At 51.6% G+C, this 25,627-nt stretch carries 22 protein-coding genes; 3 read left to right on the top strand and 19 right to left on the bottom strand.

Features of this window, described 5'->3' with window-relative positions:
* Window positions 1-69 precede the first annotated feature (69 nt).
* Window positions 70-720 carry a DUF2306 domain-containing protein gene (locus tag CHH75_RS06260; RefSeq protein ID WP_095397746.1) on the top strand — a complete coding sequence of 217 codons (651 nt, stop codon included), beginning with the start codon at window positions 70-72 and terminating at the stop codon, window positions 718-720.
* 266 nt (window positions 721-986) lie between these two features.
* Here the strand turns inward: CHH75_RS06260 and CHH75_RS06255 are convergent, their stop codons facing one another.
* From CHH75_RS06255 to CHH75_RS06205, 11 genes are all read right to left on the bottom strand, one after another.
* On the bottom strand, window positions 987-1,946 hold the full coding sequence (locus CHH75_RS06255; RefSeq protein ID WP_095264168.1) for a carbohydrate ABC transporter permease: 960 nt from the start codon (window positions 1,944-1,946) through the stop codon (window positions 987-989).
* The gene (locus CHH75_RS06250; RefSeq protein ID WP_095264165.1) at window positions 1,946-2,905 is read right to left on the bottom strand and encodes an ABC transporter permease; all 960 of its coding nucleotides are present in this window, start codon (window positions 2,903-2,905) and stop codon (window positions 1,946-1,948) included. The genes CHH75_RS06255 and CHH75_RS06250 overlap by 1 nt, the downstream gene beginning before the upstream one ends.
* Window positions 2,906-2,991: 86 nt before the next feature.
* Window positions 2,992-4,686, bottom strand: coding sequence for an extracellular solute-binding protein (locus CHH75_RS06245; RefSeq protein ID WP_095264163.1), 1,695 nt, complete (start codon window positions 4,684-4,686; stop codon window positions 2,992-2,994).
* 126 nt (window positions 4,687-4,812) lie between these two features.
* Window positions 4,813-6,351 carry a response regulator transcription factor gene (locus CHH75_RS06240; RefSeq protein WP_095264161.1) on the bottom strand — a complete coding sequence of 513 codons (1,539 nt, stop codon included), beginning with the start codon at window positions 6,349-6,351 and terminating at the stop codon, window positions 4,813-4,815.
* Window positions 6,351-8,162 carry a sensor histidine kinase gene (locus CHH75_RS06235; RefSeq protein WP_095397745.1) on the bottom strand — a complete coding sequence of 604 codons (1,812 nt, stop codon included), beginning with the start codon at window positions 8,160-8,162 and terminating at the stop codon, window positions 6,351-6,353. The genes CHH75_RS06240 and CHH75_RS06235 overlap by 1 nt, the downstream gene beginning before the upstream one ends.
* A 23-nt stretch (window positions 8,163-8,185) precedes the next feature.
* Window positions 8,186-9,727, bottom strand: a complete 1,542-nt coding sequence (locus CHH75_RS06230) for a response regulator (protein WP_095397744.1) — start codon at window positions 9,725-9,727, stop codon at window positions 8,186-8,188.
* Between the two features lie 191 nt (window positions 9,728-9,918).
* Window positions 9,919-10,332, bottom strand: a complete 414-nt coding sequence (locus CHH75_RS06225) for a cupin (protein WP_095397743.1) — start codon at window positions 10,330-10,332, stop codon at window positions 9,919-9,921.
* A 19-nt stretch (window positions 10,333-10,351) separates the two neighbouring features.
* Window positions 10,352-11,188, bottom strand: coding sequence for a sugar phosphate isomerase/epimerase family protein (locus CHH75_RS06220; RefSeq protein ID WP_095397742.1), 837 nt, complete (start codon window positions 11,186-11,188; stop codon window positions 10,352-10,354).
* 26 nt (window positions 11,189-11,214) lie between these two features.
* Window positions 11,215-12,534 carry an anaerobic C4-dicarboxylate transporter family protein gene (locus tag CHH75_RS06215; RefSeq protein ID WP_095397741.1) on the bottom strand — a complete coding sequence of 440 codons (1,320 nt, stop codon included), beginning with the start codon at window positions 12,532-12,534 and terminating at the stop codon, window positions 11,215-11,217.
* A 48-nt stretch (window positions 12,535-12,582) separates the two neighbouring features.
* Window positions 12,583-13,452 carry a fructoselysine 6-kinase gene (locus CHH75_RS06210; RefSeq protein ID WP_095397740.1) on the bottom strand — a complete coding sequence of 290 codons (870 nt, stop codon included), beginning with the start codon at window positions 13,450-13,452 and terminating at the stop codon, window positions 12,583-12,585.
* 14 nt (window positions 13,453-13,466) lie between these two features.
* Window positions 13,467-14,441: an SIS domain-containing protein gene (locus CHH75_RS06205; RefSeq protein WP_095264146.1), complete on the bottom strand. Its 975-nt coding sequence runs from the start codon at window positions 14,439-14,441 to the stop codon at window positions 13,467-13,469.
* Window positions 14,442-14,693: 252 nt separating this feature from the next.
* Between CHH75_RS06205 and CHH75_RS06200 the strand changes: the two genes are divergently transcribed.
* Entirely contained in the window at window positions 14,694-15,404 is a 711-nt protein-coding gene (locus CHH75_RS06200; protein ID WP_095264144.1) for a GntR family transcriptional regulator, read from the top strand.
* Window positions 15,405-15,595: 191 nt separating this feature from the next.
* Complete coding sequence (locus CHH75_RS06190) at window positions 15,596-16,525, top strand: S66 peptidase family protein (protein ID WP_095264143.1); 930 nt, start codon at window positions 15,596-15,598, stop codon at window positions 16,523-16,525.
* Between the two features lie 41 nt (window positions 16,526-16,566).
* On the opposite strand, the gene CHH75_RS06185 is transcribed toward CHH75_RS06190, so the two are convergent.
* The 8 genes from CHH75_RS06185 to CHH75_RS06150 all read right to left on the bottom strand — a co-directional run bounded on the left by CHH75_RS06185 (window position 16,567) and on the right by CHH75_RS06150 (window position 25,627).
* A complete protein-coding gene (locus CHH75_RS06185) occupies window positions 16,567-17,292 on the bottom strand; it encodes a hypothetical protein (protein ID WP_230875675.1) in 726 nt (241 codons plus the stop codon).
* On the bottom strand, window positions 17,289-18,002 hold the full coding sequence (locus tag CHH75_RS06180) for a fluoroquinolone export ABC transporter permease subunit (RefSeq protein WP_095397738.1): 714 nt from the start codon (window positions 18,000-18,002) through the stop codon (window positions 17,289-17,291). The genes CHH75_RS06185 and CHH75_RS06180 overlap by 4 nt, the downstream gene beginning before the upstream one ends.
* A complete protein-coding gene (locus tag CHH75_RS06175; protein WP_176475482.1) occupies window positions 17,999-18,244 on the bottom strand; it encodes a hypothetical protein in 246 nt (81 codons plus the stop codon). Before CHH75_RS06175 ends, CHH75_RS06180 begins: the two co-directional genes overlap by 4 nt.
* 126 nt (window positions 18,245-18,370) lie before the next feature.
* Window positions 18,371-20,389 (bottom strand): alpha-L-arabinofuranosidase C-terminal domain-containing protein, encoded by a 2,019-nt coding sequence (locus CHH75_RS06170; protein WP_095397737.1) that lies wholly within the window; start codon window positions 20,387-20,389, stop codon window positions 18,371-18,373.
* Window positions 20,390-20,408: 19 nt separating this feature from the next.
* Window positions 20,409-21,314: a carbohydrate ABC transporter permease gene (locus CHH75_RS06165; protein ID WP_095264132.1), complete on the bottom strand. Its 906-nt coding sequence runs from the start codon at window positions 21,312-21,314 to the stop codon at window positions 20,409-20,411.
* Window positions 21,315-21,329: 15 nt separating this feature from the next.
* Window positions 21,330-22,289: an ABC transporter permease gene (locus CHH75_RS06160; RefSeq protein ID WP_095264130.1), complete on the bottom strand. Its 960-nt coding sequence runs from the start codon at window positions 22,287-22,289 to the stop codon at window positions 21,330-21,332.
* A gap of 32 nt (window positions 22,290-22,321) precedes the next feature.
* Complete coding sequence (locus CHH75_RS06155; RefSeq protein WP_095397736.1) at window positions 22,322-23,893, bottom strand: extracellular solute-binding protein; 1,572 nt, start codon at window positions 23,891-23,893, stop codon at window positions 22,322-22,324.
* Window positions 23,894-24,028: 135 nt separating this feature from the next.
* The gene (locus tag CHH75_RS06150; protein ID WP_095397735.1) at window positions 24,029-25,627 is read right to left on the bottom strand and encodes a helix-turn-helix domain-containing protein; all 1,599 of its coding nucleotides are present in this window, start codon (window positions 25,625-25,627) and stop codon (window positions 24,029-24,031) included.

Below are 25,627 nucleotides of genomic sequence, written 5' to 3'. Positions count from 1 at the left end.
CTGATCCGAACTGAAATTTGGGAGCGAGAGACGTTCATCGCTCTCCCATCTCTGGAGGTTTACGAATCCATGAATCGACGCAAAACTTTATTCCGGCTCCTCGCTGGGATCACCATCATTTTCATCTTCTACTCACTGGTCAAAAATTATGTCATTGATCCAAGTGCCGCCGGATTTATAGGCCATAAAACAGGACTACGGCGGACGCTCAACCTCCCGGTCTGGTTAAACGTGATGTACGTTCATGTTGCATTCGCATGTGTTGCTATGGCTTCCGGGCTGCTTAATTTCTCCAATCGTCTTTTGGAAAAAAGCCGCCGGTTCCATCGCATCAACGGCTACCTCTATATCGTGTCCGTACTCATCGTCGTACTAACCTCCGGATATATGGCTCCTTACGCTACAGGGGGCAGGGTCAGCAGCATCGGATTCAACTTACTGAATATGATCTGGCCGTTTATCACCATCATGGCGCTCGTGCAAATCAAAAAGAAGCGAATGATCCGGCACCGCAACTGGATGATCCGCAGCTACGCTTTTTGTTTCACCAATATGCTGATTCATCTCATTACCACGCTCTTGCATTACGGGATCGGTCTGGATTACCCGTTAAGCTACACCATTAGCGTATACAGCTCCATCGCGTTGCTGCTGATCATTCCTGAATTTGTGATCCGCACGATATTCCGTAACCCGCGAGAACACGCGATCCACAGCTGAATTATCCAAGCGCTGCACGCTTCGCCACGCACCTGCGGCGCGGAGCGGCCAGGGAACGCTGCACGCCTCGCCATGCACCTGCGGGGTGGAGCAGCCAGGGACCGCTGCACGCTTCGCCACACACCTGCGAGGTGGAGCAGCCAGGGACCGCTGCACGCTTCGCCACGCACCTGCGGGGCGGAGCGGGACCCCTTGGTCAAAACAAAACACCGGATCAGGCAAGGAGCTGCACTCCTGCTTGAACCGGTGTTTTCATGTGTGTCTGCTTACTCTTTGACACCGCCGACATTCAGACCGACAACAAAATACTTTTGCACAAATGGATAAACCAGAAGAATCGGCACGGATGCCACGACCGTTACGGCAGCGCGAATCGAAATCGGCGTTACCATGTTCACAGCAGCGTCCTGCGTCATCCCGGCTCCGGCAGCCACTGCCGGATTGCTGTTCGCGTTCATACTGGATGACAGCAGCTTCATCAGCTCATACTGCAAAGTGCTCAGCTCTTGGCGGGAGGAGGTATAGATGAATGCATCGAACCAGGAGTTCCAAGCTCCCACGGCCACGAAAAGCGCAATAGTTGCCAGCACCGGCTTACACAGCGGGAAGATGATCCGGACGAAGATTTTAAAATCCCCGGCTCCGTCAATTCTTGCCGATTCGACCAAGCTTTCCGAAATCGTTCCGATATACGTCCGGATAACGATCATATTGAATGCGCTGATCATCGACGGGATTACATATACCCAGAATGAATTCAGCAGGTGCAAGTCCTTCATCAGAAAATATCCAGGAATCAAACCGGCGTTAAAGTACATCGTCAGAATAAAGATCAATGTAATCGGCTTGCGGAACACATATTCCCGACGACTCAGCGTATATGCCAGCATCGTGGTCAAGACCAGATTCAGCAGCGTTGAAAGCACCGTTCGTGCCACGGAAACCCAGAACGCATCATATATCGTTCCCGAAGCAAATACCGCCTTGTAATTCTGCCAAGTAAATTCCCTCGGCCAGAGATAGATTCCGCCCCGGATCGTATCATTCCCCGCATTCAGGGAAACGACGATCGTGTTCAGGAACGGATATAATGTGACAATGACAAGACCTATCATGAACAAGGTATTGAACGTATTAAAAAGGATCGGCTCTACTCTTTTTTTTCTGACGGATTTAGGCGCTGCGGCAGCAGTTGCTGGCCCAGGGCTGGTTGGTTGATTTGCCATTATAGCAGCCTCTCTTCCCCTAGCCGTTTCGCGACTCCGTTTGCAATCAATAACAGCGTCACACTAACGACCGTTTTAAATATACCGGCAGCCGTTGCTAATGAGTAATTTCCTTGGGCAAGCCCGTACTTCAGCACGAAAATGTCAATCGTTTGCGACCAGTCGACAACAAGGCCGTTGCCCAGCAAGTATTGAACCTCGAATCCTGCTTCCAGAATGTGACCGACCTGCATGATCAACAGAATGATGATCGTTGGCTTAATGCCCGGCAAAGTGACATGGAACATTTTCCGATAGCGGCTTGCCCCGTCCATATCGGCAGCCTCATAAAGCGCCGGGTCGATGGATGCCATCGCAGCCAAATATATAATCGTATTCCAGCCGACTTCTTTCCAAACATGCGACGCCCCGACGATTCCCCAGAAGTATTTGCCTTCACTGAGCCATTGGATCGGCTCCTTGATGAGATGCAGCTTCATAAGGATATCATTGATGATTCCGTCCGAAGCCAAGCTCGTCGCCACAATCCCGGTTACGATGATCCAGGATAGAAAGTGCGGAAGATAGGAGATCGTCTGTACGGTTCTTTTCCAAACCACTTTCTTGATTTCATTCAGTAGCAATGCAAGGATAATTGCAGTCGTAAAGCCGAGAATCATATTGATAACACTCATTGCGAGCGTATTGCGAAGCACTTGCAGGAAACTTTCATCCTTAAAAAGAAATTCGAAATGTTTAAATCCTACCCACGTCTGTTCACTAAAGTCTCTAGCCGGCTTGTAGTCCTGGAAAGCCATGGTCCATCCCCAAATAGGAACGTAGGCAAACAAGATGATGTAAGCCATCAGAGGCACCGACATATAGATCAACTGTCTCTGTTCTTTGAGTACGGCCCAGGTGATTTTCTTGTTTGTCTTAGGCTTCCGGACGGCAGAGTCTTTGACAAAGGTCTCTTCCATAAGTTTGTTCTCCCCAAAACCCCATATTTCGTAAACAAGGAAGGCATGAAGCCTTCCCGTTTCCGATTCATCTACCTTCCGTTGCCTTACTTAACAGACCAAGTGTCTCTTCTCCATTGCAGCACTTCATTAATCCGATCTTCATAAGCCTTGATGTTGAGCTTGCGGATTTCAGAGACGTACTCATCCCAGACGCTGTCGAATTCTTCTGGTTTAGCAAGAATGGCTTTCGGTAAGAACTTCGTGGACAACTCATTTTGCTTCGTATTCACGATTTTCGCTTCAGATCCGTCTACCAGGTCGACAGACCATGCCGGGTAAGCGATGTCGTTCTCAGGAGCCGGACTGAAGAAGTCAACATAGCTGTTGAAACCGTATTGGGCAAGGAAGTTCTTGTCATACTCCCTCAAAGCGGCTACCATTTCTTCAGGCTGGGCAGCGGCATCTGTAGCGTTGCCGTCCGAGAATAAACCTTCCATTTTTGGTGCTTGACCGTGGAAAGAATCGGCTTTGTTCGCGAGCTTCCAGGTTGCATCGGTAAACTGATCGCGTTGCTCTTGCGTTTTCATGAAGCGGCCGTCCTTGACAATGTAATCTTCCCCTTCAATCCCCCAGGACAAGATTTTTTGCCAATCTTCTTGAATCAGCGTATCCAACAATTTGATAATTCGAATCGCCTGCTCTTCGGATGCGTTGACCGTGATCCCGAAACCGTTATTGAGGTTCAAAGCCGGACGATCTTTGTAATGATCCCGGATGCCTTCATCAAATACAAGCGGAAGACCGACATACGTTCTTTCATCTTTCTTCTGAGTAATCAGCGCGTCCTCTGCACTTTGGAAGTTCCAGTGCTGGTCAAACATACCAAGAACTGCACCGCTGGATATTTTTGCCATATACTGGTCAAAGTTCTGGGTGAACGCTTCTTTATCGATAATACCCAGGGCATTCATTTCGTTCAGCTTTTGATAATAACGTTTGGCATAGTCCTTGTCGGCAAAAATTTCCGCCTTGCCGTCTTTAACGACCACACCGCCATCGTTCGGATGACCAATCAAATGCTGAGGAGCATTGAACAGCCCCCAGTTCTTCCAGTCATAGTTCAGAATTTCAAAGCCGATCGTCGGCGTACCGTCGATGGTCGGATACTTTTCCTTGTATTGTTTAATCAAGTCAAAATATTGATCCAAGGTTTTAACCTCTGGATATCCCGCCTCTGCCAACACGTCCTTCTGAATCCAGAAAGCCGGGCCCGAATACCAAGACGAGGTAACGTCCGCATTCGTTACACCGTAGTTTGGAAGATTGTAAATATGACCGTCATTCGGGTCTTTCATCATGTTCCAGTACTTCTCATAATGCTTCTTCAAGTTTGGCGCATGTTCTTCAATCAAATCCTCGAGCGGGATAAAGGCACCGGCAGCTGTCAGCTTTTGATTCGCTGTCATCATGTCCGGATAATCGCCGCCTGCAATCATAACGCCGAGCTTCTGGTCAATATCGCCTGCCAGGAACTCGAATTTGAAGGATGCTCCTGTCTTTTCCCTGATTAATTTATAAATCTTGTTGTCAGGTGTTGGTTGTTGGTCGGGCTGACCGATGAAAACCGAAATTTCAAACGGCTCGACTCCATTCGCAACATTATCCCCGGCTGCCTGTCCGTTATTATCGTTCTTGGCAGCTCCCTGGTTGTTACCGCCGCTGCAAGCCGATAGTACGAGACCAAGCGAAAGCAGCAGCATCATGCTGAACCGGAGTACCGACTTATTCTTTCCCCCCATATAAAGCACCTCCGAAATGATATGGTTATTCCAGGGACTGAAAGCCCTTTCAATAACTTATCCTTATTGTAAAAGCGCTGCCAAGCGCGAAACTATAACACAATTAAAGCATTACCCCTAAAAACTTTAGTTCCTGTTTTTGTATTCATTAGGGGACATTCCCAATCGTTTCTCGAATTGTTTCAGGAACTGGCTGTAATTCACATAGCCTACCTGTTCCGCGATTTCGCTGTTTTTATACTGGTTAAGCCGAAGCAGCCGGGTGGCCTCCTCAATCCGGAGGTTATGCACCCACTCGTTAAATCCGACACCATTCTTCTTCATGAGCAATTGCCCCAGATACACCGGGTGCAGGTAAAAGATCTCCGCCAGCTTCTTAATGGTCAAGGCTTCGCGGTAATGGGCCCGGATATATTGGTTGATGTCGTGAATGATTCCTTGGGAGACACGCATGTTCTCCTCAAGCAGCAGATCGATGCATTCAAATCCGAATGCACGCAGCTGATCGATCAAATCATCCATCATTACCGCCTGGCCCGGGATGCGGGACGGATTGTATTTCTCCAGAAGACGTTCAGCTGCGTCCGGCATCTCTTTAACCAGCTCACTGATCTGGAAAAACAAATGGGCCACAAAATGGATGACAATCTCGGGCGCAACCCATTCATCGCGGAAATGCCGCGCCGCAGCCCATACCGCTTCCTCGAAGCCTGATTTATCGAGCAGCTGAAGCGCGGTGATGATGCGGTCCGCCTGACTGACCTGGTCGTAGCGATAGTTGAAGGCTCGCAGCTGTACAGCGCTGCGCCGCTTGATTCCGGTATGCACGTATTCATAAAACTGAAGCTGCAGCAACTCCTTCGCCTCGCGGTAGCTGGCTTCAATCCCGCGCAGGGAAGGCGTGCCCCTTCCTAATCCGATGAATTCCCGCGAGCTGCCGGCCACACTCGCCAGTCGCTGAATGCGGCCTATGCCGTCCGGCCCGTCTTCATTCGGGGCATACCCGAACACAAGAGCCGATCCGGTGTTATCCAGATCAATCCAGTACGATGCCCTCGGATCATGGGGAGCGAACAGCAGACGCTCCTTGAGCTCCATTCGTCTCTGTGCATCCGCCTGGATCAGACACACATTCCATGCCTCACACAGCTCGGAGAGGCGATCAATGACTCTCTGCTTCTCCGCAGACGCATACTGGGGATAGAGCAGGCTCTCAATCGCGGTCACCGCTTCTTCATAGGAAGCGATCCGGTGGATGCGCTGACGCTCCTGTTCGCCCAGCAGTTCCTTGTAAATCCCTCTCAGCTCCTCCGACACACTTTCCTCATCAATCGGCTTGAGAAAGTAGTGGGAGACGCCAAAGCGTAACGCCTTCTGCGCGTATTGAAATTCGCTGTACCCGCTGACGATGGCAAACCGGACCGGCCAGCCCCCTCGTTGCCTCCACGCCTCGATCAGCTCTAGTCCGTCCATCAAGGGCATACGGACATCCGTAATGACGAGTTCGGGCCGCAGCTGCTCCATCAGCTTGAGACCTTCCACACCATTTTCGCAGCTACCGCATACTTCATACCCGAGCTTTGCCCAATCAATCCACAGCTGCATCCCTTCCAGTGCTCCGGGCTCATCGTCAATCAACAGCACTTTGAACACCGTGTTTCCCATTAGAGTTCCCCCTGATTCGAATCCGGATTGTCCAGCAGCTGAAGCGGAATGTCGAAGGAGACATGGGTTCCTTCATTCAGACTGCTTCGAATGTCAAAACGAACCTGATCGTTATAATACAGCTCAAGTCTGCGGTACACATTGCGAATGCCAACGCTGTTGCCATGCGCATTTTCACTGCGCATCGATACCAGCATCTCCCGCAGCTTCTCCGGCTCAATGCCTTTGCCGTTATCAGAGATGACGATGCGCAGCATGGCATCCGCCACCGAAGCTGTAACCCTGATCAGCCCCATCGACTTGACCGTTTGAATCCCGTGCTTGCAGGCGTTCTCCACCAGCGGCTGGATGCTCATTTTCGGAATTTTGTAGCCCAGCGTCTTCTCGTCGATGTCGAACTCATACTCAAATTTGTCCCGGAAACGGAACTTCTCGATTTTCAAATACATTTCGATGAACATCATCTCTTCCTCAAGCGTGACCAGATCCTCCTTCCACTGCAGCAAACGGCGCAGCAGCTTGGACAGACTCTTAATGATGTCCGTCACTTCCGTATATTGATGCTTCGTGCAGACCACCAGAATGGCATTCAGCGTGTTGAACAGAAAATGCGGATTCATCTGGCTTTGCAGAAAGTTCAGTTCTGCCCGCACCTGCTCCATCTCCAGGCTTTTCTTCTGGATCTCCAGTTTGTATACATTGTTGATGAGCGAGTTGATCCTCGTGGTCATCCGGTTGAAATTGCGGATCACCCCGCCGATCTCATCACGTCCCTCATCGATCTCGATCAGGTCGAACTTCTCATTGGTCACCTTGTGCATATGTCGGGACAATCGCTTCACCCGGTAGTGGTACGATCGGAGGAGCACATAGATAAAAATCGATGCAATCAGCGTCACCGCAATGGCCAGCAGACCGACATACAGCCGCATTTCAAACATCGCATTAGCCACCCTTGCTCCTTGCGGTATTCCGATCAGACGCCAGCCTTTGACGTAGCGGGCGCTGCCAATCGACACGATCTCGGCCCCCTGCTGCAGAAGGTCCTCTGTAAATTCAAATTTGGGATACCCTTCCGTTCCTGCCTTGCGGTAGCCTGCTACGGACATAATGATTTCATCCTGCTCGTTGATCAGATATAAATCCAAATAATTTCGCTCACGGGCAATGACTTCATAGATGATGCCAAGATCAATATCAATCCGCAGCACCTTGTTGTATCTGCTATAGGAATCATAATAGTCCATCTGCTCAATCACACTTAGGAACGGCACCGTCTGTGTTCGGTCGTTCGTCTGCGCTGCCTGGTATGAAGCGACCGTGACCGGATGCTCCGATGCTCTCCACAACCGGTACCACTCGCTGTTCTTCACCTCGTCATCAATGACATAGTAGTTTCCGCCCGGCACAATGGTCGGATTGTCGGTAAAGATTCCGATTCTTAAAATTTGGCGATTCACCGGGATGTAGCTTGCTACCCGATTCCGAAGCTTCTCGTCAAACGTGTCGTAAAAATCGATCGGGCCAGTGTAGGTTCGGTCCAGCATCTCATATAGTGCCTTATCCGTGTTGAGCGCATGGCTGACGGCCACGCCGCCCTCGATAAAATCGTAAATATCCTTTCGAGCCCGCTCCATCGAAATATCCAGGTTCTGCTGCTCCCGCTCCATGATGAAACCGGACATCCGGTCCATCAGCAGAATATGAATCACCAGAATCGGCAGCAGTACCCCGACCAGGAAAACGAGCAAAAACTTGTACCTTAACGGAATATCATTAATCCATCCCCGCAGCCTGAATCTTCTGCGCATCTGTACACCGCCCCCGCTATGGCTCAATCCGCCGGTTTGCCCGTCCCGTCATGCTGCTTGTATACCGAGGGCAGCACGCCGGTAGCCTGTTTGAACTTGCTTATAAAATAATCGGTGTTGGAATATCCAACCTGACGGGCGACATCGGATATTTTCAACTGCGATCGCTTTAGCAGCCGCTTCGCTTCCTCCACCCGCTTGGTGTTAATGTAGTCGTTGAAAGGCATCCCGGTCTGCTTCTTGAACGCTTGCCCCAAATAAGCCGGGTTCATATGGAACCTGTCAGCCAGACCGCGCAGCTTCAGCTTCGAGCGAAACTGTTCATCCACATACTGAATCACCTGCCGTATCGTGTTCTGCTCATGCTCGTGCTGCAATCGGACGAACAGGTCGGCCGCTTCCGCACACAGCCGGAGCATATACGCCTTGAGAGCTGCATAGTCCTCCAGTTCCGCCAATGCGCCGCCTCCCTCCCGCATCTGCTGCATGAACAGATCCGCATCGCCGCCGGAGCGAACGATGTAACGGCACAGCTCCAGCTCCAGATTGGCAATGAACGCGGTAACCGCCGGAATTCCCGACCTGCTCCGCGCAAGCGCTGCAAAGATCTCTTCCGCCGCTGCCTTCATACCATCCGATTGTCCTGCCGCGATCTGAGTCAACAGCTGCTTCACCCCGTATTTCGCTCCGCCTTCCGTTCCGTCGCTGACACTGCGGGCACAGTGCCAATATACCCCCGATTTCCCTTCACTTTGTTTGGCTGTGCAAATGTCCAGCGCCTGTCTGTACAGCTTTCGGATAGAACGCAAGCCGTGCGCCCGCTCGCTCACCGCCAGCACCACTTGCTGTTCAGGAGTGGAATACTCCTGGCATATCTGCTCCAGCAGCTCCTCCAGTTGCGATTTTGCCATGTCAGCCGCACTTACAACGATGCCAATCCGGTTTCTGCTATCCTGAAAAGTTCGCCCCGCAGACGACAGGCTCCTTTGTATGGCCGGCAGCAGGCTGTGCAAATGCGGACTGGCCTCCACCAACACACATCGCACCTCGGTGTCCTCCTGCCATTTAAGAAGTGCTGCCGCTTCCTTCTCCAGCCCTTCATCGCTCTCGCCCTGAACCAGCCGGTTCAGCATATGGTTGATCACAAGCGATTGCTGATGAGACCAGAGCTGTGCGGTGATGCGGTCCTCGGTTATTCGCTGGCTGATGCGGGCCAGCACAAGCTCGATCTCCTCTTCATCAATCGGCTTGAGCAAATAATCAGCCACCCGGTTTCGCATCGCGATCTTGGCATACTCAAAATCATCATACCCGCTCAAAATGATAAATTGGGGAGGCTTGGCAATCGTACGCCGGGCCTGCTCAATCATCTCCAATCCGCTAACAGCCGGCATGCGAATATCCGTCAGCACCAGATCCGGCCGCAGCTTGGTTATCATCATCATCGCACTGGAGCCGTCCATCGCCTCCGCGCATACCTCGAATCCGTGTCTTTGCCAGTTCACCATGGACCGCAGCCCTTCAAGCACCCACGGCTCATCATCCACCAGAAGCACCTGCAGCATTGCTGCACCCCTCCTTTTTAACATGCCTGAACTGATATACCAATGACCCTTTTCTCGTCCCCCATATTGCCTTCTCGTCACCAATGTAAGCGTAATCATAATATTATGCTAGCATATCGGATTACGCTAGTGTTATATAAAATCAATAAAAAAAGCCGATCCCTTCTTCAGGAATCGGCCCTACGAGTTACTTACGTATTCAAAATTTCACCAGCTCTGGCTCTGATATAAGCTAACTCAGCTTCGTTCAAATTGCAGTACTCACTGTTTTCTTCTGTGGTATTGGCATCCTGGACATACATCATGATTGCATCTTTCTCCATGATCGTATAGAACCAGATGTCCTGAGGCACATTATACACTTTGCCTGCTTCCATTCTGATCAGTTCGATATCGAATTGATTATCCTTACGATCTGCAACAATGAGGATCGCTTGGCCATGAACCAAGATGAATTGCTCATCAGTTTCACGGTGAACTTCCAAGCGGTACAGCCCGTTGATATCGTTGTCCGGTTTCCAGTTCTTAATGCATACCAGCCACTTCTCGTTTCTATAAACGCACTGAATCCCTTGTCCTTCATGTGCATAGATGTCCGCTTTCATTGGTGCCTCACTCCTTCTCCTAATGTTCTCCTAAGCGCTCCGCGAACCAGGCTCGCGCGTCCCTCATCGCGAGTTCCGGCTCCAAAATATATCTTCGGTCCAGCAGTTCCAACCCCAGGTATCCCTTATAGTCGATTTCATTAAGCGCCTTCAACACTTCATCCATGTCTAACTTGCCTTCACCAGGCACAAGATGCCCTCCGGGATTGCCGTCAACAAAATGTACATGGCTTAAATCATCGCCCAGTTCCCTGATGAAATCGTGGATAGTATCCTTGCCCGTGGTCGCCATCACATCCGTATCCGCAAGCCCTTTCAAATTCGGGCTGCCAACCTCGCGTATCATCTTAGCAATGTGCGCTGCTCGGTTGAACACGTGCGTGGAATAGAAAGTGAATGCTTCCATAGGAAGAAGGACTCCCTCCTTCTCAGCGGTTTTGCAAATCTCGCTCAGAGATTCCTGACACCATTTCCAGGCTTCATTCTCGTCGGCATCCAAATAAGCGATTCCGGTTGTCACCAGGACTTTGTCACATTCCAGAAGTGCAGCAGCTTCAATATGTCTCTGGAAAAACGCCACGCTTCTTTTGCGGTATTCCGGATCCGGATGACTGATACTTACCGGATATACATGCTGTTCAGGCGTTAAACAGATGACCTTTAGCCCTCTCTCTTTGATTTTATGCTGAAGCGCCTTTACGTCTTGTGGTGTAAAATAGTCCAGATGAAAATGCGGCCCAGATGCCCATAATTCAATATTAAGAAATCCGAGCCGCGTGACGGAGTCCAAAAAGTAGTCCATGGAGTATCGTTTGTAGTGATAATTCGCAGCTGCGACCTGTGATAACTGAATCATGCGGGAGCTCCTCCTTTCCTCGCCTCTTATATTAAAGCGCTTCCAATCAAAGTAGCCACGGTCACGGATATGAGCGTATTAATCAGTCCAGGAATCATAAAGCTGTGATTGAGCACAAAGCGTCCAATTTTCGTCGTGCCCGCCGTGTCGAAGGAAATAGCAGCTAGACACTGGGATGCAACCGGCAGGAAGTAGTTGGCATTCACCGCCATCCAAGCCCCGATAATAATGTACGGAGGCAGGTCCAATGCGATCGCAATCGGCACCATAATTAACGTTGTGGCTCCTTGACTTGTCGTTAAAGCGGCCACGATAAACATGATCACAGCCAGCGTCCACGGGTGTCCGTGTACAATGGAGGTTACATGCTCCTGGATGAAATCGGTTTGTCCATTGATGAAGGTGCTGCTCATCCAAGCCAGTCCAAAGGCACATACCATCGCCAACGCCCCAGCCCTGAATATCGGGCCGTTCAGAATCGTTTCAATCACCGGACGTCCAAAGATAATAATTAATGTGGCGCATACCAGCATGATCATTTCGATCGTGTATGGCATCGATAAAATGACGGTTTCTTCGCCCTGCCCCCAGGATGGACGCAGCTCTGTAAACATGCCCATGATCACAATCAAAAGAACACCCAGTAAGAATATTGCAACCGAAGCCTTCGCTCCTTTGGAAGCTTTCTTACTCTCGGCTTGTTGCGCTTCCGGTTTTACGATTAATCCCTCCGCCAATCTCCGCAAATACTCAGGGTCATCCGCCAGTTCTTTCCCTTTTCGGATTGTGAGTATCGCACTTGTCAATACACCCAACAGCGTGGCGGGGATTGCAATCGCCAGAATCGTGCCGAGACCAACGCCAAGCGGAGCCATAAAACCGATCATCGCTGCGGTTGCTGCGGAAACCGGCGAGCATGTAATGGCCTGCTGGGAAGCAATGATGCTGTTTGAAATCGGCCGCTCCGGTCTGATTTTGTTATCAATGGCGAGCTCATTCATAATCGGCAGTAAACTGTAGACAACATGTCCCGTTCCCGACAAAAAAGTAAACAACCAGGATATGACAGGCGCTATAATGGTGATATTTTTAGGGGATTTCTTCAGCATTTTCTCCGCTATATGAACGAGGAATTGAAGGCCGCCTGAGGATTGCAGTGCGGAAGCCGCCAGCACCACCGCTAGAATGATCAGCATAACATCAATGGGAGGCGCAGATGGCTGGACATTAAAGATGAAGACAAACATCGCCACCCCAACTCCGCCAAGCAGCCCCATAAACACATCGCCTTTTCTAGCACCGAAGTATATCAGGATCATAATAATGAGCAGTTGAAACCAAAACACGAGTATTCCACCTCCTATTGAATGCGCTTACACGCAGCCGATGCAACATTATATCATTGGGGTTCCATAGCCGAAGGCGCCATGAACCCGGCATATCTTCGCAGCAAATATGGAGCCCTTCTCCATGCTTGCTTTGATCTTGTCCAGCATCTCATCGTCCTGGCCGGAGAGAATCTGTCCGTCCCGTGAGGCTCTGATCATCTCTACAATAAATGCAGTTAAATAGGAATCCCCCGCTCCCATCGTATCCACCGTATCCGTCAGCACTGCCGGCTGGTAGATCCAGTGATCCTTATAAAGGGCGTAGGAGCCGTTTTCTCCAACCGTTCCAATCACCATTGTCGAGCCAAGCTGCTGTGCCTTCCTCATCTCCTGTTCCCGTTTCTTCTCGGACAAATGGCTGCAGGATAGAAATGAAATATCCACATAAGGGCATACTTGCTGCAAATAATCATCATTCCAGCGGACCGAAAAGTCATAGGAAATAGGGACTTGACACTTCCTTAGAATCGCCAGATCCTGCTCGATATAGCTGTTTAGACTGGTATGGATCACAGAAAATTGTCGAATATATTCCAGATCCTCTTCTGAGAAGTCCCATGCCCTCTCCTTGGCAATCCCGCCTTTGTTCGAGCCGAGAAACACGCGGTCTCCCTCTTCCAGCGTGACCCGCGCATATCCGTTCTCTCCTTCAAAGATCCGGCTTCGGGAATGTTCGATCTCCAATTCATCCAACACCTGCTGAATGTATTGAGCGACTCGATCGTTTCCGAATTTGCCCAAATACGCTGACTCCATCTCGTTCATTCGGGCATACGCGCTAAAATTCAGAGCATTTCCACCAGGGTACATCATTCCCTGGTGGACATATTTATCTACGACATTGTCGCCAATGCCGATAACCTTGTATTGTGTCATAAGATATCCCCTCTTTAATACTCAACCTTCCACATATATCTGCGTGTCGTAAGCGGGTGCTCTCTTTCAATGGCCAGTGCTTGGTTGTATACCGGATATACATTGTTGAACAAGGAATGGTTGAAATAATCGACCACAGAGCTATCAATGGTAGATAAACCCAGATCCTTCGCGTCCAATATTTCCACTCGCTTGGCATAGCGGTTCAGGAAACGAAGCGCCCGTTCATCCAGAGCTCTGGTGCTGCCTTCGGAAATTTGAAGGACAAACGGTATTTCGGCGTCCGTAATTTCAAACGGTCCGTGGAAAAATTCACCCGAATGAATGCTGGCCGAGTTAATCCACTGCATTTCCATGAAGATGCAAATGCTCTCCATATAAGCCGCTCCAAAGCCTGCACCGCTTCCCATCGTATAAATCACTTTATCATCCTTGTGATTTTTCGCGAACGTAAGCGCGCGTTTTTCAACATGCTTGCAAGCGTTTTTAACGATGTGGTCGATTTTGGCTACGCCATCCATGAATGTATCATAATGAGTGTATCCTTCAGTTTGATTCAGAATCTCGACCGCAGTCAACAGGGCTTTAATGGTTTTCTCTCCAGCGATATCCTTGCCCTCGCCAAAGGTATACTTAACGACATAATCCGCATGCTCTGCAATCGGGGAATCGGTGATCCAAGTTAGCGCAATAACTGGAACTCCCGCTTTTTTGCCAATCTCCGCTGCTTTAACCGTTTCGGGTGTATTCCCCTTGTGCGATGCGACAACGAGCACCGAATTCTCTCCGAAGGCTCTAGGCGTGTTATGCACAAACTCATTGCTGTTGTACAGCCCTACTTTAATCTCAGTTGCTTCGGTCTCAAGAAACGTCTTTGCAGGATAAAACGCGCCGTAAGAACCTCCACAAGCTGCGTAGTATACTTGTTTAATACCGCCCACATCTTTTTTATCCGATACAATTTTTTCGATAATTTCTTTTATTTCCATATTCTTCTCCTTTGTATGATACATATGTTGTATCCAACAAAATCACCGGTGATTTGTATTGGAATGTTTCGTAGAAAGAATAACACAAAGTAATACATGAAGCAATAGCGTTTTTTCTTTTTTTGATGGAGATGATCGCATAAGCCCGATGCGACCGCAGTATGTACTGTTCACATATTGTACATTTTGTTATAAAATAGAAACATCAAAATAAAACAATATAATACATGACATTGTTCGGAGGTAATACTGATGGTCGATCATTCTGAATCCGCCCCTTTATATAAACAGCTTCAAGATAAAATTTTGGAATCCATTCATTCGGGTGTCCTGAAGCCGGGAGACAAACTCCCGACGGAGCTCGAGTTAAGCGAGAGCAATAACGTAAGCCGCGTCACGGTCCGGGCTGCCTTGGATTCGCTGACTTCTGAAGGTTACCTGGTTCGTATTCCAGGGAAAGGTACATTCATTACGAAGGACAGAATCAAGAAAAATGTAGCGGAGACCATTGGTTTTAGCGATACCTGCAGACTGCAAAATAAGAAGCCTGGCGCTAAAGTGATTAAATCGGTCATTGAAGATGCAACGATAGCAGATCAAGAACATCTGGGGTTACAACCTGGGGATAAAATCATCAATATTGAAAGAATCCGATATGCGGACGATGTCCCGGTATCCGTCGAGTATACACGCCTGCCTTCGTCTTATTCCTTCTTGCTGCAGGAGGATTTGAATCACAAATCTCTGTACGAAATTTTAAGAGATAAATACAAAATTGCCTTTGGCATATCGCGAAAATATATCGTGATGGAATACGCTTCGTTTGATGTAGCGACTTACTTGAATATTGAAGAGGGTCACCCGCTCCTCTGTATACGAAGCACCGTCTCCAGTCCGGACGGCAAGAAAATTCATCGCTCGAAGCAATTGATATTAGGGGATCGGTTTGAGCTGATTGTATGAGGCCCTTAAGGTTATACCCTGGGACAAGCGTGCCCTTAAAGGATGGATTTGTTCTGAGGAGGAAATGACTGGGGTCTTCCATGATTTCCGTGTATGTTCCTTCGCGCTTTTTGTGTACTGCACAAAGGACTCTGCCAATATAATCGGTATGACTATAACTTCTCTAAATATCAAGGGAGGAAAATAAGGCCATGCCGATACGTCCGCCAATGTTACAGCCCGGAGACACGATAGGAATCGTCACCCTGGGCAGTCCGCTTGATGCAAGCACGATTGATGCACGGATCGAAAATGTGAGGGCGATGGGGTTCAACGTGGTGCTCGGGCAATATGTATATGCGCAAAACGGGTTTCTTGCCGGTACCGATCAGCAGCGGGCCTCTGACCTGATGATGATGTTTCAGGACGAGCGGGTGAACATGATTCTGCCCACGCGAGGCGGAACAGGTGTAGCCGGCATTCTCCCGTATCTCGATTTTCAAGTGATCCGGCAATCCCCGAAAATCGTGACCGGCTACAGTGATATTACGGTGCTGTTAAACGCGCTCCATCAATATGCCGATTTAGTGACATTCCACAGTCTCCTGCTGATTGATTTCAAGCCGGAAACGCCGGCTTACAATTTTGATCAGTTTTTTGCCGCGACTTCCCTCTACACCATGACGAGAATGATCGAGAACCCGCCGGGGATGCCGCTGATCAGCCGGGTGGCAGGCAATGTGACCGGTCCGCTGGTGGGCGGTAATCTGACCTCCTTTGTCGATACGCTCGGCACTCCTTATGAGATCGATACCCGCGGGAAAATCCTGGTGCTTGAAGACACTCATGAGCCGACCAATACGGTCTACAGATACTTGAATGATCTGAAGCTTGCCGGGAAGTTCGAGGACTGCATCGGCATTATGATGGGTGAATGCACGGGCTGCCTGGCCGCTTACGGCACTTCGTATGAAGATGTCATCAATGAGTTCCTCGTTCCTCTCGGCAAGCCGCTGATGACGAACCTGGCCACCGGACACGGCTTGTATAAAGCTGCATTGCCGATTGGGGCAACCGTTAATCTCGATACCATAAACAATACGATTACCATCGTCGAGCCTACCGTCAGTGCAACAACTTGAGGACAATTTGCCGCTGCGACATCACCGCCTGATTCCTGCAGCTAATCCATCCGCTTCGCAAATGCGCGATCCGCTATATAGAGAAGCAGCATATGATAGGCAGCCCCGATGCCAAACGTCACCGCTGCCAACCCCGACTCCCCGGAGGCTGCCTGCAGATAGCTCTCCGATGGCCAGTACGTCGGGAGGATGATGCCAACCGCCTGCCAGGGGCCAGGTACGAAGAAGACCAGGACAGGTCCAACAAACAACAGTCCGCACAGCTTGGACAGCGCAAGTCCCTCCACCTTATTCGCAGCGAATGCGGCCAGAAACAAAGCGATGCAAGGTGCCTCAGCTGATGTCAACAGCAGAGGATACAGCATCTCAACACGCACATCGACGATGCCGCCAAATAACAAATACACCGCCGACATCAGACATGCGAGCCCACTCGGCAGGAGCAGCCGATAACGGTAATATCCTTTGCGCGTTAGCGGTGTTACAGCGAAATAGGCAATCAGATTCTCATCGCGTTCATCCAGCATCAACAGTCCGGTCATCACACCGGCCAGCAGCGGAATGACCGTCAGCAACAACATCGCGGCGAATTCGGCATGCGACATCATATCGAAGGCATAGCGTCCTTCTACCCATACGGAAAGCGGACGAAATAGATAGCGTACAAAAACAAACACAGCCAGCGGTCCAATTACACTGGCCAGCAGCATCGGATCTTTCAACATTTGCCGAATATCGTTTCTCAACAGCGCCCGGGCGTTCATCATGTTAGGTCCGCCCCTTTTCCAATCCGCGCCAATACCCGCCGTTCAAACGACCGGTATGCCCAGCCGTACGCTGCGGCGACGCCCATCGATAATACAACCAGCGCATACAGATATTCCTCGATCATTACCTGTTCATGAGCCGCACCCAGCAGCACAAGTGAGCCTTGCGTTGGAAAAATCCGGTATAGCGAAGAAGATCCAATCTGGAACAGGCCGAGCAGCGGCACGGCCAGCGGCAGCGAGTACAGCTGCGACAGCCAGATAAACCCGTTCATGCTGCGCGCTCGCGCCACGATCCCAATGGACAACAGCGTAAACAATGCAGACGTCAGCAGCACGCCTAATGTGAATGGAACGGGTGCTGCTGGCAGGCCGATGGCACACACTTGAATCCCCCATGCTGAGACCGTCGAAATCGCTGCGATGGACAAAGCCTTGGCAAGCAAATAATCATGTAATCGCAGGGGCGTCACAAATAGGCTATCATGCACGCCTTGATCCTTCTCAAGCAGCACGATTCCGCCGGCAAGAATCAAGCCAATTGCCCCAGGATCGGAAAAAGTAAGCAGCAGTGCTGTCCTCTCCTTATAACCGGGCGATACATAATAAAGCAGCAGCACATATAAAGCGCTCACCAGCACATACACGGCATAAAAACCATGCCGGAACTGAAAGCGGATATCGTAAATCAATGCGTTCATCGCTCTCATGTCAGGCTTCTCCCCGTTGTGTCCATAAAAATCTGCTCCAGCGTCGCTTCCTGAGAGTGCATCGTCTCCACCGGGTAGCGGTTGATCAGCTGCAAAAAGGCAGCGTTGCCCCCGATGCCATCAAGCGCGAATTCTTCAGCTGCGAGCTCTTCACCTTTGCGATACTCGACGCGGACCGTCTTACTCCCTTGCCTGAGCATCAGCTGACGCGGGGAATCGATCAGCTTGATCTGTCCGTCCACGATAAAAGCCACCCTCGAAGCCAAACGGACACCCGATGATCCAATACCATGTTCTGTTCAGCACAAAAAAAGCACGCGATTCACCTTATCCTTGCAAAGTGACAATCGCGTGCTCTGCTAATGCGTTTAGACTTGCTTGGTCTTCAATTCCAGGGCATAGACCGAGGTCGGACGAAGCGGATACCCTTGCTGCCATGCCTCTGCCGGGAGTACACGTTTCCGGCAGGTAATCCGTTCCGGCTCAAATACGGAGTTGATCTCTTCGAAAGAATCTCCCGTAATTTCATACAACAGCGCATCCCCAAGCGGCTCGGCACCCTCCAGCTTCAGCTCGACCTTCACTTCCTCGAGGCTGCGGTTGACCATAAATACGGTGATGACGCTGCCGTCCTCATTGGTGCACGCCGTGACGTCCAGATCCGGCAATGCATCCAGATTGAAAGGGGCCGGCTTGTTCGAGCGGACAGAGAATGTCCCGCACTTGACCTCGGCCGGAAGCGTCCGCCGGATCTCCCGGTTCGCGTACAGCTTCAATACTTCGTAGGTCGGCGTTCCGTATATCGTAAGGGCACGGCCGCTCCATCCCGGCACTTTGCCGCAATATTGATCGGCATAGTAATCGCCCACGCGGATGCAGCCCCCGAGCCAGCCGTTCACCAGGTCGGAGTAGCTCCCGATATGCACGGTATCGCTGGCCCGCAGCATTTCGTTCAGGTTGGCCGCGTTGGCTACCGCTGCTCCCAAGGTGTGTTCATCCGGGAGCCCCTTGCGCACGGTGTTCGGGTAGAACATCGTATTGTACTCGGTAATGGCCAGCTTCACATGGCGATGCTTCTCATTCGCCTGAATGCGCTCGACCGTCTGCCGAATATCCTCCCGGGTCCATTCGGAGTAAGAGACAATCGCCTTGTACCGCTCTTCGGCCGGCGTTCTCCGATCCATGCCGAATCGGCCAAATCCGTGGTACAAATGCAGCGTCAAGTAATCGATGGACTCCCCTGCAATGTCAAGCACCGCCCGGTTCCAGTCCTGATCGGTATGCCCGCAGGCCAGTATAACCACTGACGGATCGGCCTCCTTCATCGCCTTGGCGAAGGAAGCACAGCGCTCGGCGAACCGATCCGCAGAGCAGGTGCCAACCTGCCAGTCCCCCCACACCTCGTTGCCGATTTCCCAATAACGGACATGGTAAGGTTCCGGATGGCCGCTTGCCGCCCGCTTGGCGCCCATCGGGGTATCGATTCCCCCGTTGCAGTATTCCACCCATCTCGCCGCTTCCTCCGGCGTGCCCGAGCCGTCGTTCACGCAGATCATCGGCTCTACCCCGAGCTCGCGGCAGAAGCGGATGAACTCGTCTGTACCGAAATATTTGTTCGTCCATCCCCCCCACGCTTCATTGTACATAACCGGCCGTTCCAGCACCGGGCCGATTCCATGCTCGAAGTGGTAAGCGCTGATATAGTTGCCTGCCAGCCGCATCATTCCAGCATTCAGATCTCTGGTCATATCCATCACTTCACGCTTGACATAGCCGATGCTGTCTGCGGGCAGCAAGGATACATGATCCAGCCATAGCATCCCGGTGGACACATGATCATGCCACCTCGGGTGATCGGCCGGGACATACACCCGGATTTCCGCATCCGCGCAGGCCCGCGATACGTTCAGTGTGGCTTCGTACTCCTGCCAGTCATGGCTAACGAGGTCGATGCGTTCAAGCCCTAGCCGCTCCTCCGTTTTCCGGTCCGCTGCCTCCACAATAACATACTTCAGCTCGATCGATGCCCGTGCAACCAGCTTGACCGTGTACTCCATCGGCCCCTTGAGCGCTGCCTTCTGGGCGATCCCTGCATAAGCCTCATCATCACTTGAAATCCGGATGCGCACCGCCCGACCCGAATGCCCCGGAGCCGGCGCCTCCTGCGCATACTTCGTATTCCGTCCGTTCGTGTAAACGTTCCAACTTCCGGACACCGCTGTCCTTCCGTCCGCATCGCTTTCGAAATCCATATCCTTGAGCGGGAAGGCCAGCATCGCGTCCATATGGTCGCGGATATCCTCTACGAAATGCCCGAACAAGTATGGATGAATCGTATGCTTGCTGGGCTGTCTACCGTCGATCGTTATCGTTGCGTTTGCGTTCAAGCGAATCCCTCCTGGCCGTTTAACCTTTAATGGAACCAATCATAACCCCTTTAACAAAATGCCGCTGCACAAACGGATACATGATGAGCACCGGCAGGCTTGAGACGATGATGACCGCATACTTGATGCTCTCGGCGAGCAGCACCCGATCCTCCAGCCCGACACTGCCATCGACGGCGTCCGATTGGCTGATCAGCAATATTTCCCTCAGCACCAGCTGCAGCGGATACAATTCTTCGCGCCGGATATAAATGAGCGCATTAAAGAACGAATTCCAGTGACCTACCGCGTAGAACAGAACCATTACCGCAAGAATCGGCTTCGATAGCGGCAGAATGATGCTGATGAGCAGCCGCCAATTGGAGCAGCCGTCGATATGAGCTGCCTCCTGCAGCTCCCACGGGATGCTGGACTGGAAGTAAGTGCGCATCACGATCAGGTTGTATGTCGATACAGCACCTGGAATAATGAGCGCCCACATCGAATCCACCATCCCGAGGTCCTTGACCAGCAGGTAAGTCGGAATCAGGCCGCCGCTGAAGAACATGGTCAGCGTAATAATCAGCATCATCCCTTTACGCAAAGGGAGATCCGGACGCGAGAGCGGGTACGCCGCCAGCAGCGTCATCAAGATGTTGATCACCGTTCCGACGGTGGTGTACAGAATCGAATTGGCATACCCCCGCCAGATTTTGTCGTTGTGCAAGATGTTGGTGTAAGCATCAAGCGTCACGTCTTTGGGCAGCAGCCACACTTCTCCGCCGAGCACCTTGGCCGGATCACTGAACGAGGCGCTGACCACAAACAGCAGCGGATACAGCACAATCACCATAATGACTGCGGCGATGCCATAGACAACGATATCAAACCACCGTTCGTCAGACATGGCGACTTTCGGTTTCTTAACCGCCTTTCGCTGAGACATGGAGCTCCTCCCCCTTTACCATAGACTCGTCTCCGACGTTTTGCGCGCGAAGCGGTTCACCATCAGCAGCAGCGTCAGGTTAATGACAGAGTTGAACAGCCCGATGGCCGCCGTATAGCTGTATTCCCCTTTTAATATCCCGGTTGTGTACACAAATGTGGAGATCACATCGCTGGATTCAAGGTTGAGATTGTTTTGCATCAGCAAAATTTTCTCAAACCCGATGTTCATGAACTGCCCTACGTCCAGGATGAGCAGAATGACAATGACCGGCACGATGCCAGGCAAGGAAACATGCCAGATGCGCCGCAGACGGGAAGCTCCATCCATTTTGGCCGCTTCATACAGCTGTGGATTGATGCCGCTAAGAGCAGCGATGTAGATGATCGATTGCCAGCCCATGTTCTGCCAAATATTCGAGCCGATAAAAATCGTCTTGAACCAGCCGGCCGACTCCATGAACCGGATCGGATCACCGCCGAGCGCCTGGATCAGCATGTTGATCGGTCCGTTTGCCGACAGCATGACAGTCAGGATCCCTACGATAACAACCACGGATATAAAATGCGGGATATACGTCACATTTTGCAGCCACTTGCTGAAGGTTTTGCTGCGAATTTCGTTCACCAGCAGCGCCAGCATAATCGGAATCGGGAATGCCAGCAGTAAGGAGAATAGATTGATCGTCAGCGTATTGCGAAGCAGCCGCCAGAAATAGTAAGAATCGAAAAAGCGCGTAAAATGTTCGAAGCCCACCCACTCGCTGCCGGTGATCCCTTTGGCCGGGTTAAAGTTCTTAAACGCAATCTGCAGCCCGTACAGCGGACCATAGTGAAAAATCAAATACCAAACCATCGGCACCAGCAGCATCAGATACAGATCATATCGTTTGGCCATCTGCACGAGCAGACGGCTGCCGCGCTTGGGACGACTGGTAGACAGATCGGCCCCCGCAGGGGCCTCCTTGATGTTCATGAGCATCCACTCCTTACCAACGATGAACTCGCTTATTTCTCCATCTTGTCGTAGGCGTCCTGATACAGCTGCTGAAGCTCGTCGATCTTCATCTTCTTCAACGTCTCCTGGAACTCTCCCCACTTGTCAAAGCTGAGGGCGCCGGCGATAAACTTCGTGCTTTGCTCCTCATAGTACTTGTCGATGTCATTGCGGAGAATGTTGACCTGCTGCGCGGTCTGCTCATCAAACATCGGTGCCGCGTAGCGAACCTCCGGCATGAACGGATCCAGCTTCTTCTGGGCTTCCTGCACCTGCGGCGGGTTGATGTACGAAGCAACCTGCTCGCTGATCAGATGCGGCGCGCCACCACCGGCGTATGGGGTGATCTTCGGCTGTGTCTCCGAAGTGGAGTACGCTTCCTTGTAGTACGGAATGCCATCCTTCAGCTCATAGTGCTCGCCTTCACGGCCAAACCGCAGCAGCGTCGAGCCTTCGTCGCTATAGAAATAGTCGATCCAGCGCATCGTCACTTCCGGGTAGTTGTTCACCGAGGTGATGGCAAAAGCGCCAAAGTCGCGCGGCATTGGCGACGCCTGAGCCTGCATCCGGTCTCCGTGAGGGCCGGCCGGCGGCGACATGCCTTCATACTGATCGGCAATCGGCAGGAAATTGTTGTTCGTCTGATCGAAGAACACCCCGGTCTGGCCCGAGCCTTGTTTCGCCAGATATTGCGCTTCTGTATGCGAGAACACTTCCGGATCCAGCAGCTTCTCGGTATACAGCTTGTTGAGATACATCAGCATCTCTTTGTTGCGCTCGCTGCCCATCCAGATTTCCACCTTGTCATCCTCGATGTTGATGTTATAGCCAAGCTGCTGATCCAGGCCGAACGACCCGCTCATCATCGTGACGATATGCAGCCCGAGGCGGGCGGTCATCGGAATTTCATCCTTTTGTCCATTGCCATTAGGGTCTTGATCGCGGAAAGCAACCAGCACATCGTACAGCTCATCGGTCGTCTCAGGCATATCCAGATTCAGCTTCTCCAGCCATGCCGTGTTAATCCACTTCTTGTCCGTCCGTGCCGAGCCGAGTGTCACGATCCCCGGGATCGCGTATATATGCCCTTCCGGCGTCGTAATTGCCGCGCGGATCTCCGGGTACTCCTCCATCAATTGCGTAAGGTTCGGCGCATATTCCTCAATCAGACCCTCCAGCGGAATAAGCTGGCCGCCAGCTCCGTAGCGAACCGCTTCCAGCGGTGACAGCGAAGAGCGGTACAGCGCGTCAGGAAGCTCGTTGGAGGCGAACAGCAGGTTTTTCTTCTCCTGGAAGCCGTCTGTCGGCGCCTCGATAAATTCCACCTTCACATTGCTCATCTGCTCGTAATCCTGAAATACCGGCATTTCCTTGAACGTCCCGTTCACCGGCGCGATCCGGGTAAACATTTTGAGCTGAACCGGCTCCTCGACAATCGGGAATCCTTCTTTCTTCACCTCAGTGGCCGCTGACCCTTCCGGTGCAGCCTCCTTGCTGCCTGACCCTGAACTGCAGCCTCCCAGCACCAGCCCGGCTATGAGCATCAGGCTGACCGCCGATTTCCCCCACTGTTTTCGTACCATGTAGTGACCTCCTTTTTTCTATGAATGCGAATGATTTGTAAGCGTTTTCTGTGTTGGTGTAATCATTATAGTGCAGCCATTTCGGCAGCAAATTATAAAAATATGACTATTTACTCCACATATTTGATTTGACGGTCATTTTCTCCCGATCCGGTTCACATACGCGTGCGGCGTCATGCCGGTCATTTCCTTGAACACCTTGAAGAAATAGTTGTACGTGCCGAAGCCGACCTGACTGCTGATCTGTTTCACGGAATATTGCCCGCTCTCCAGCAGTTTGCGGCTCGCCTCAATCCGCACCCGATTGACGTATTCGGAGAAGGTGGACTTCGTTTCCTCTTTAAAAATCCGGCTCAAATACGAGGGGCTTAGACCGATCGCTTTCGCCGCCAGTTCCAGTGTGATGTAGCTTGGATATTGCTCCAAAATGAGCAGGATCGCCTGCGATACATGGCTTGAATAGGGACCGCCGGCGCGCTGACGCCCGAGCCGCTGAAGCAGCGCTTCATAGTAGCTTTGCAGCCATTGCTCCAGTTCGTCCATGCTGTCAATCCTCCCTAATGCTTCACGCACAGGCATGCTGCCTGCTGACATGTCTTCATCGTGCAGCAGCCCTTTTTCCAGCGCCTTCTCACCGATCGACAGCAGTTCGCTGACCATCATTTGCACTGGCTGGGAATGGACCGGTTGTCCGCGAATGGACGAGAAGATCGAGGCAAGCAGCTGCTGCGCCCTTTCCTTGTCCAGATTCTCAATGGCAAGCAGCAGCCGTTTGTGCTCCTCAATCGTCAGCGAGATTCGCTCACTGCCGCGCCAGGGCTTCTCTGAAGGCGAGCCGGCATCCAGCAGGCGCTCGGCCGATCTGTAGCTCGCCTCGATATTGCGGAGATGACCGCACACATGCCCGATGGCATACGTGCATTTCAGGTTGAGGAACAGCTCCAGCGAATGCCGGAGCTTGCTCATCAACCGGGCAGCTTCGCTTGCGGCCGCCTGTTCGCTGCGATCCCGGAAAGCAAAGACCGCTGCAAGGCGGCCGTTCTCAACATAGGCCGCCATCCGATCCGGCGGGTCCCCGAGGCTTTGCTGCATCAGGTCTACCACCTGCTGAACCAGACGGTTCGTCTGGACGTCGCTGCGGGATTCCGTCAGCAGCCGGAACGAGACGATTTGGACCGCCGCTGTCACATAACTGACCGTATCCGTAAACACTCCGATCTCACGCGTATAATGCTCCAGTGCCTGAATGGCCCCCTCTTTTCCCTGCATCAAGTCCGACAGCGACTCCCGCAGACGCAGCAGATAGCTGCTTCCCTCCGGCGCCTGAGCGATGCCCCGGGTGCCTGGGCCGGAAGAAGGCTGTACCTCCAGCGCCGCTTTGTGCAGGACGGTCATCAGCATCTGTTCATCCAGCCGATGCTTGAGCAAATAATCGACCGCTCCGTTCTTTAAACATTCGCGCACATAATCATAATCGTCATAACTGCTAAGCATAATGGTCCGGACATGCGGATACTGCAACCGGATCGCCCGCTGCAGCTCAACCCCGTTCATCCCCTGCATATTGACATCGATGATGGCAATATGCGGCCGGGTCCGCTCAATCAGCTGCAGCGCCATCTCGCCGTTATATGCTTCGCCCGACAGCTCGAATCCATTGCTCTGCCAGTCGCCCAAGGACCATACATGCTGATGCACCAGCGGTTCATCATCTACCAACAATACTCGATACAT

This window comes from Paenibacillus sp. 7541 (assembly GCF_002276395.1).
Classification (GTDB): domain Bacteria; phylum Bacillota; class Bacilli; order Paenibacillales; family Paenibacillaceae; genus Paenibacillus_AQ; species Paenibacillus_AQ campinasensis.
The sequence above is the reverse complement of the archived record's forward strand: the minus strand, read 5'-3'. Positions and strand labels throughout refer to the sequence as shown.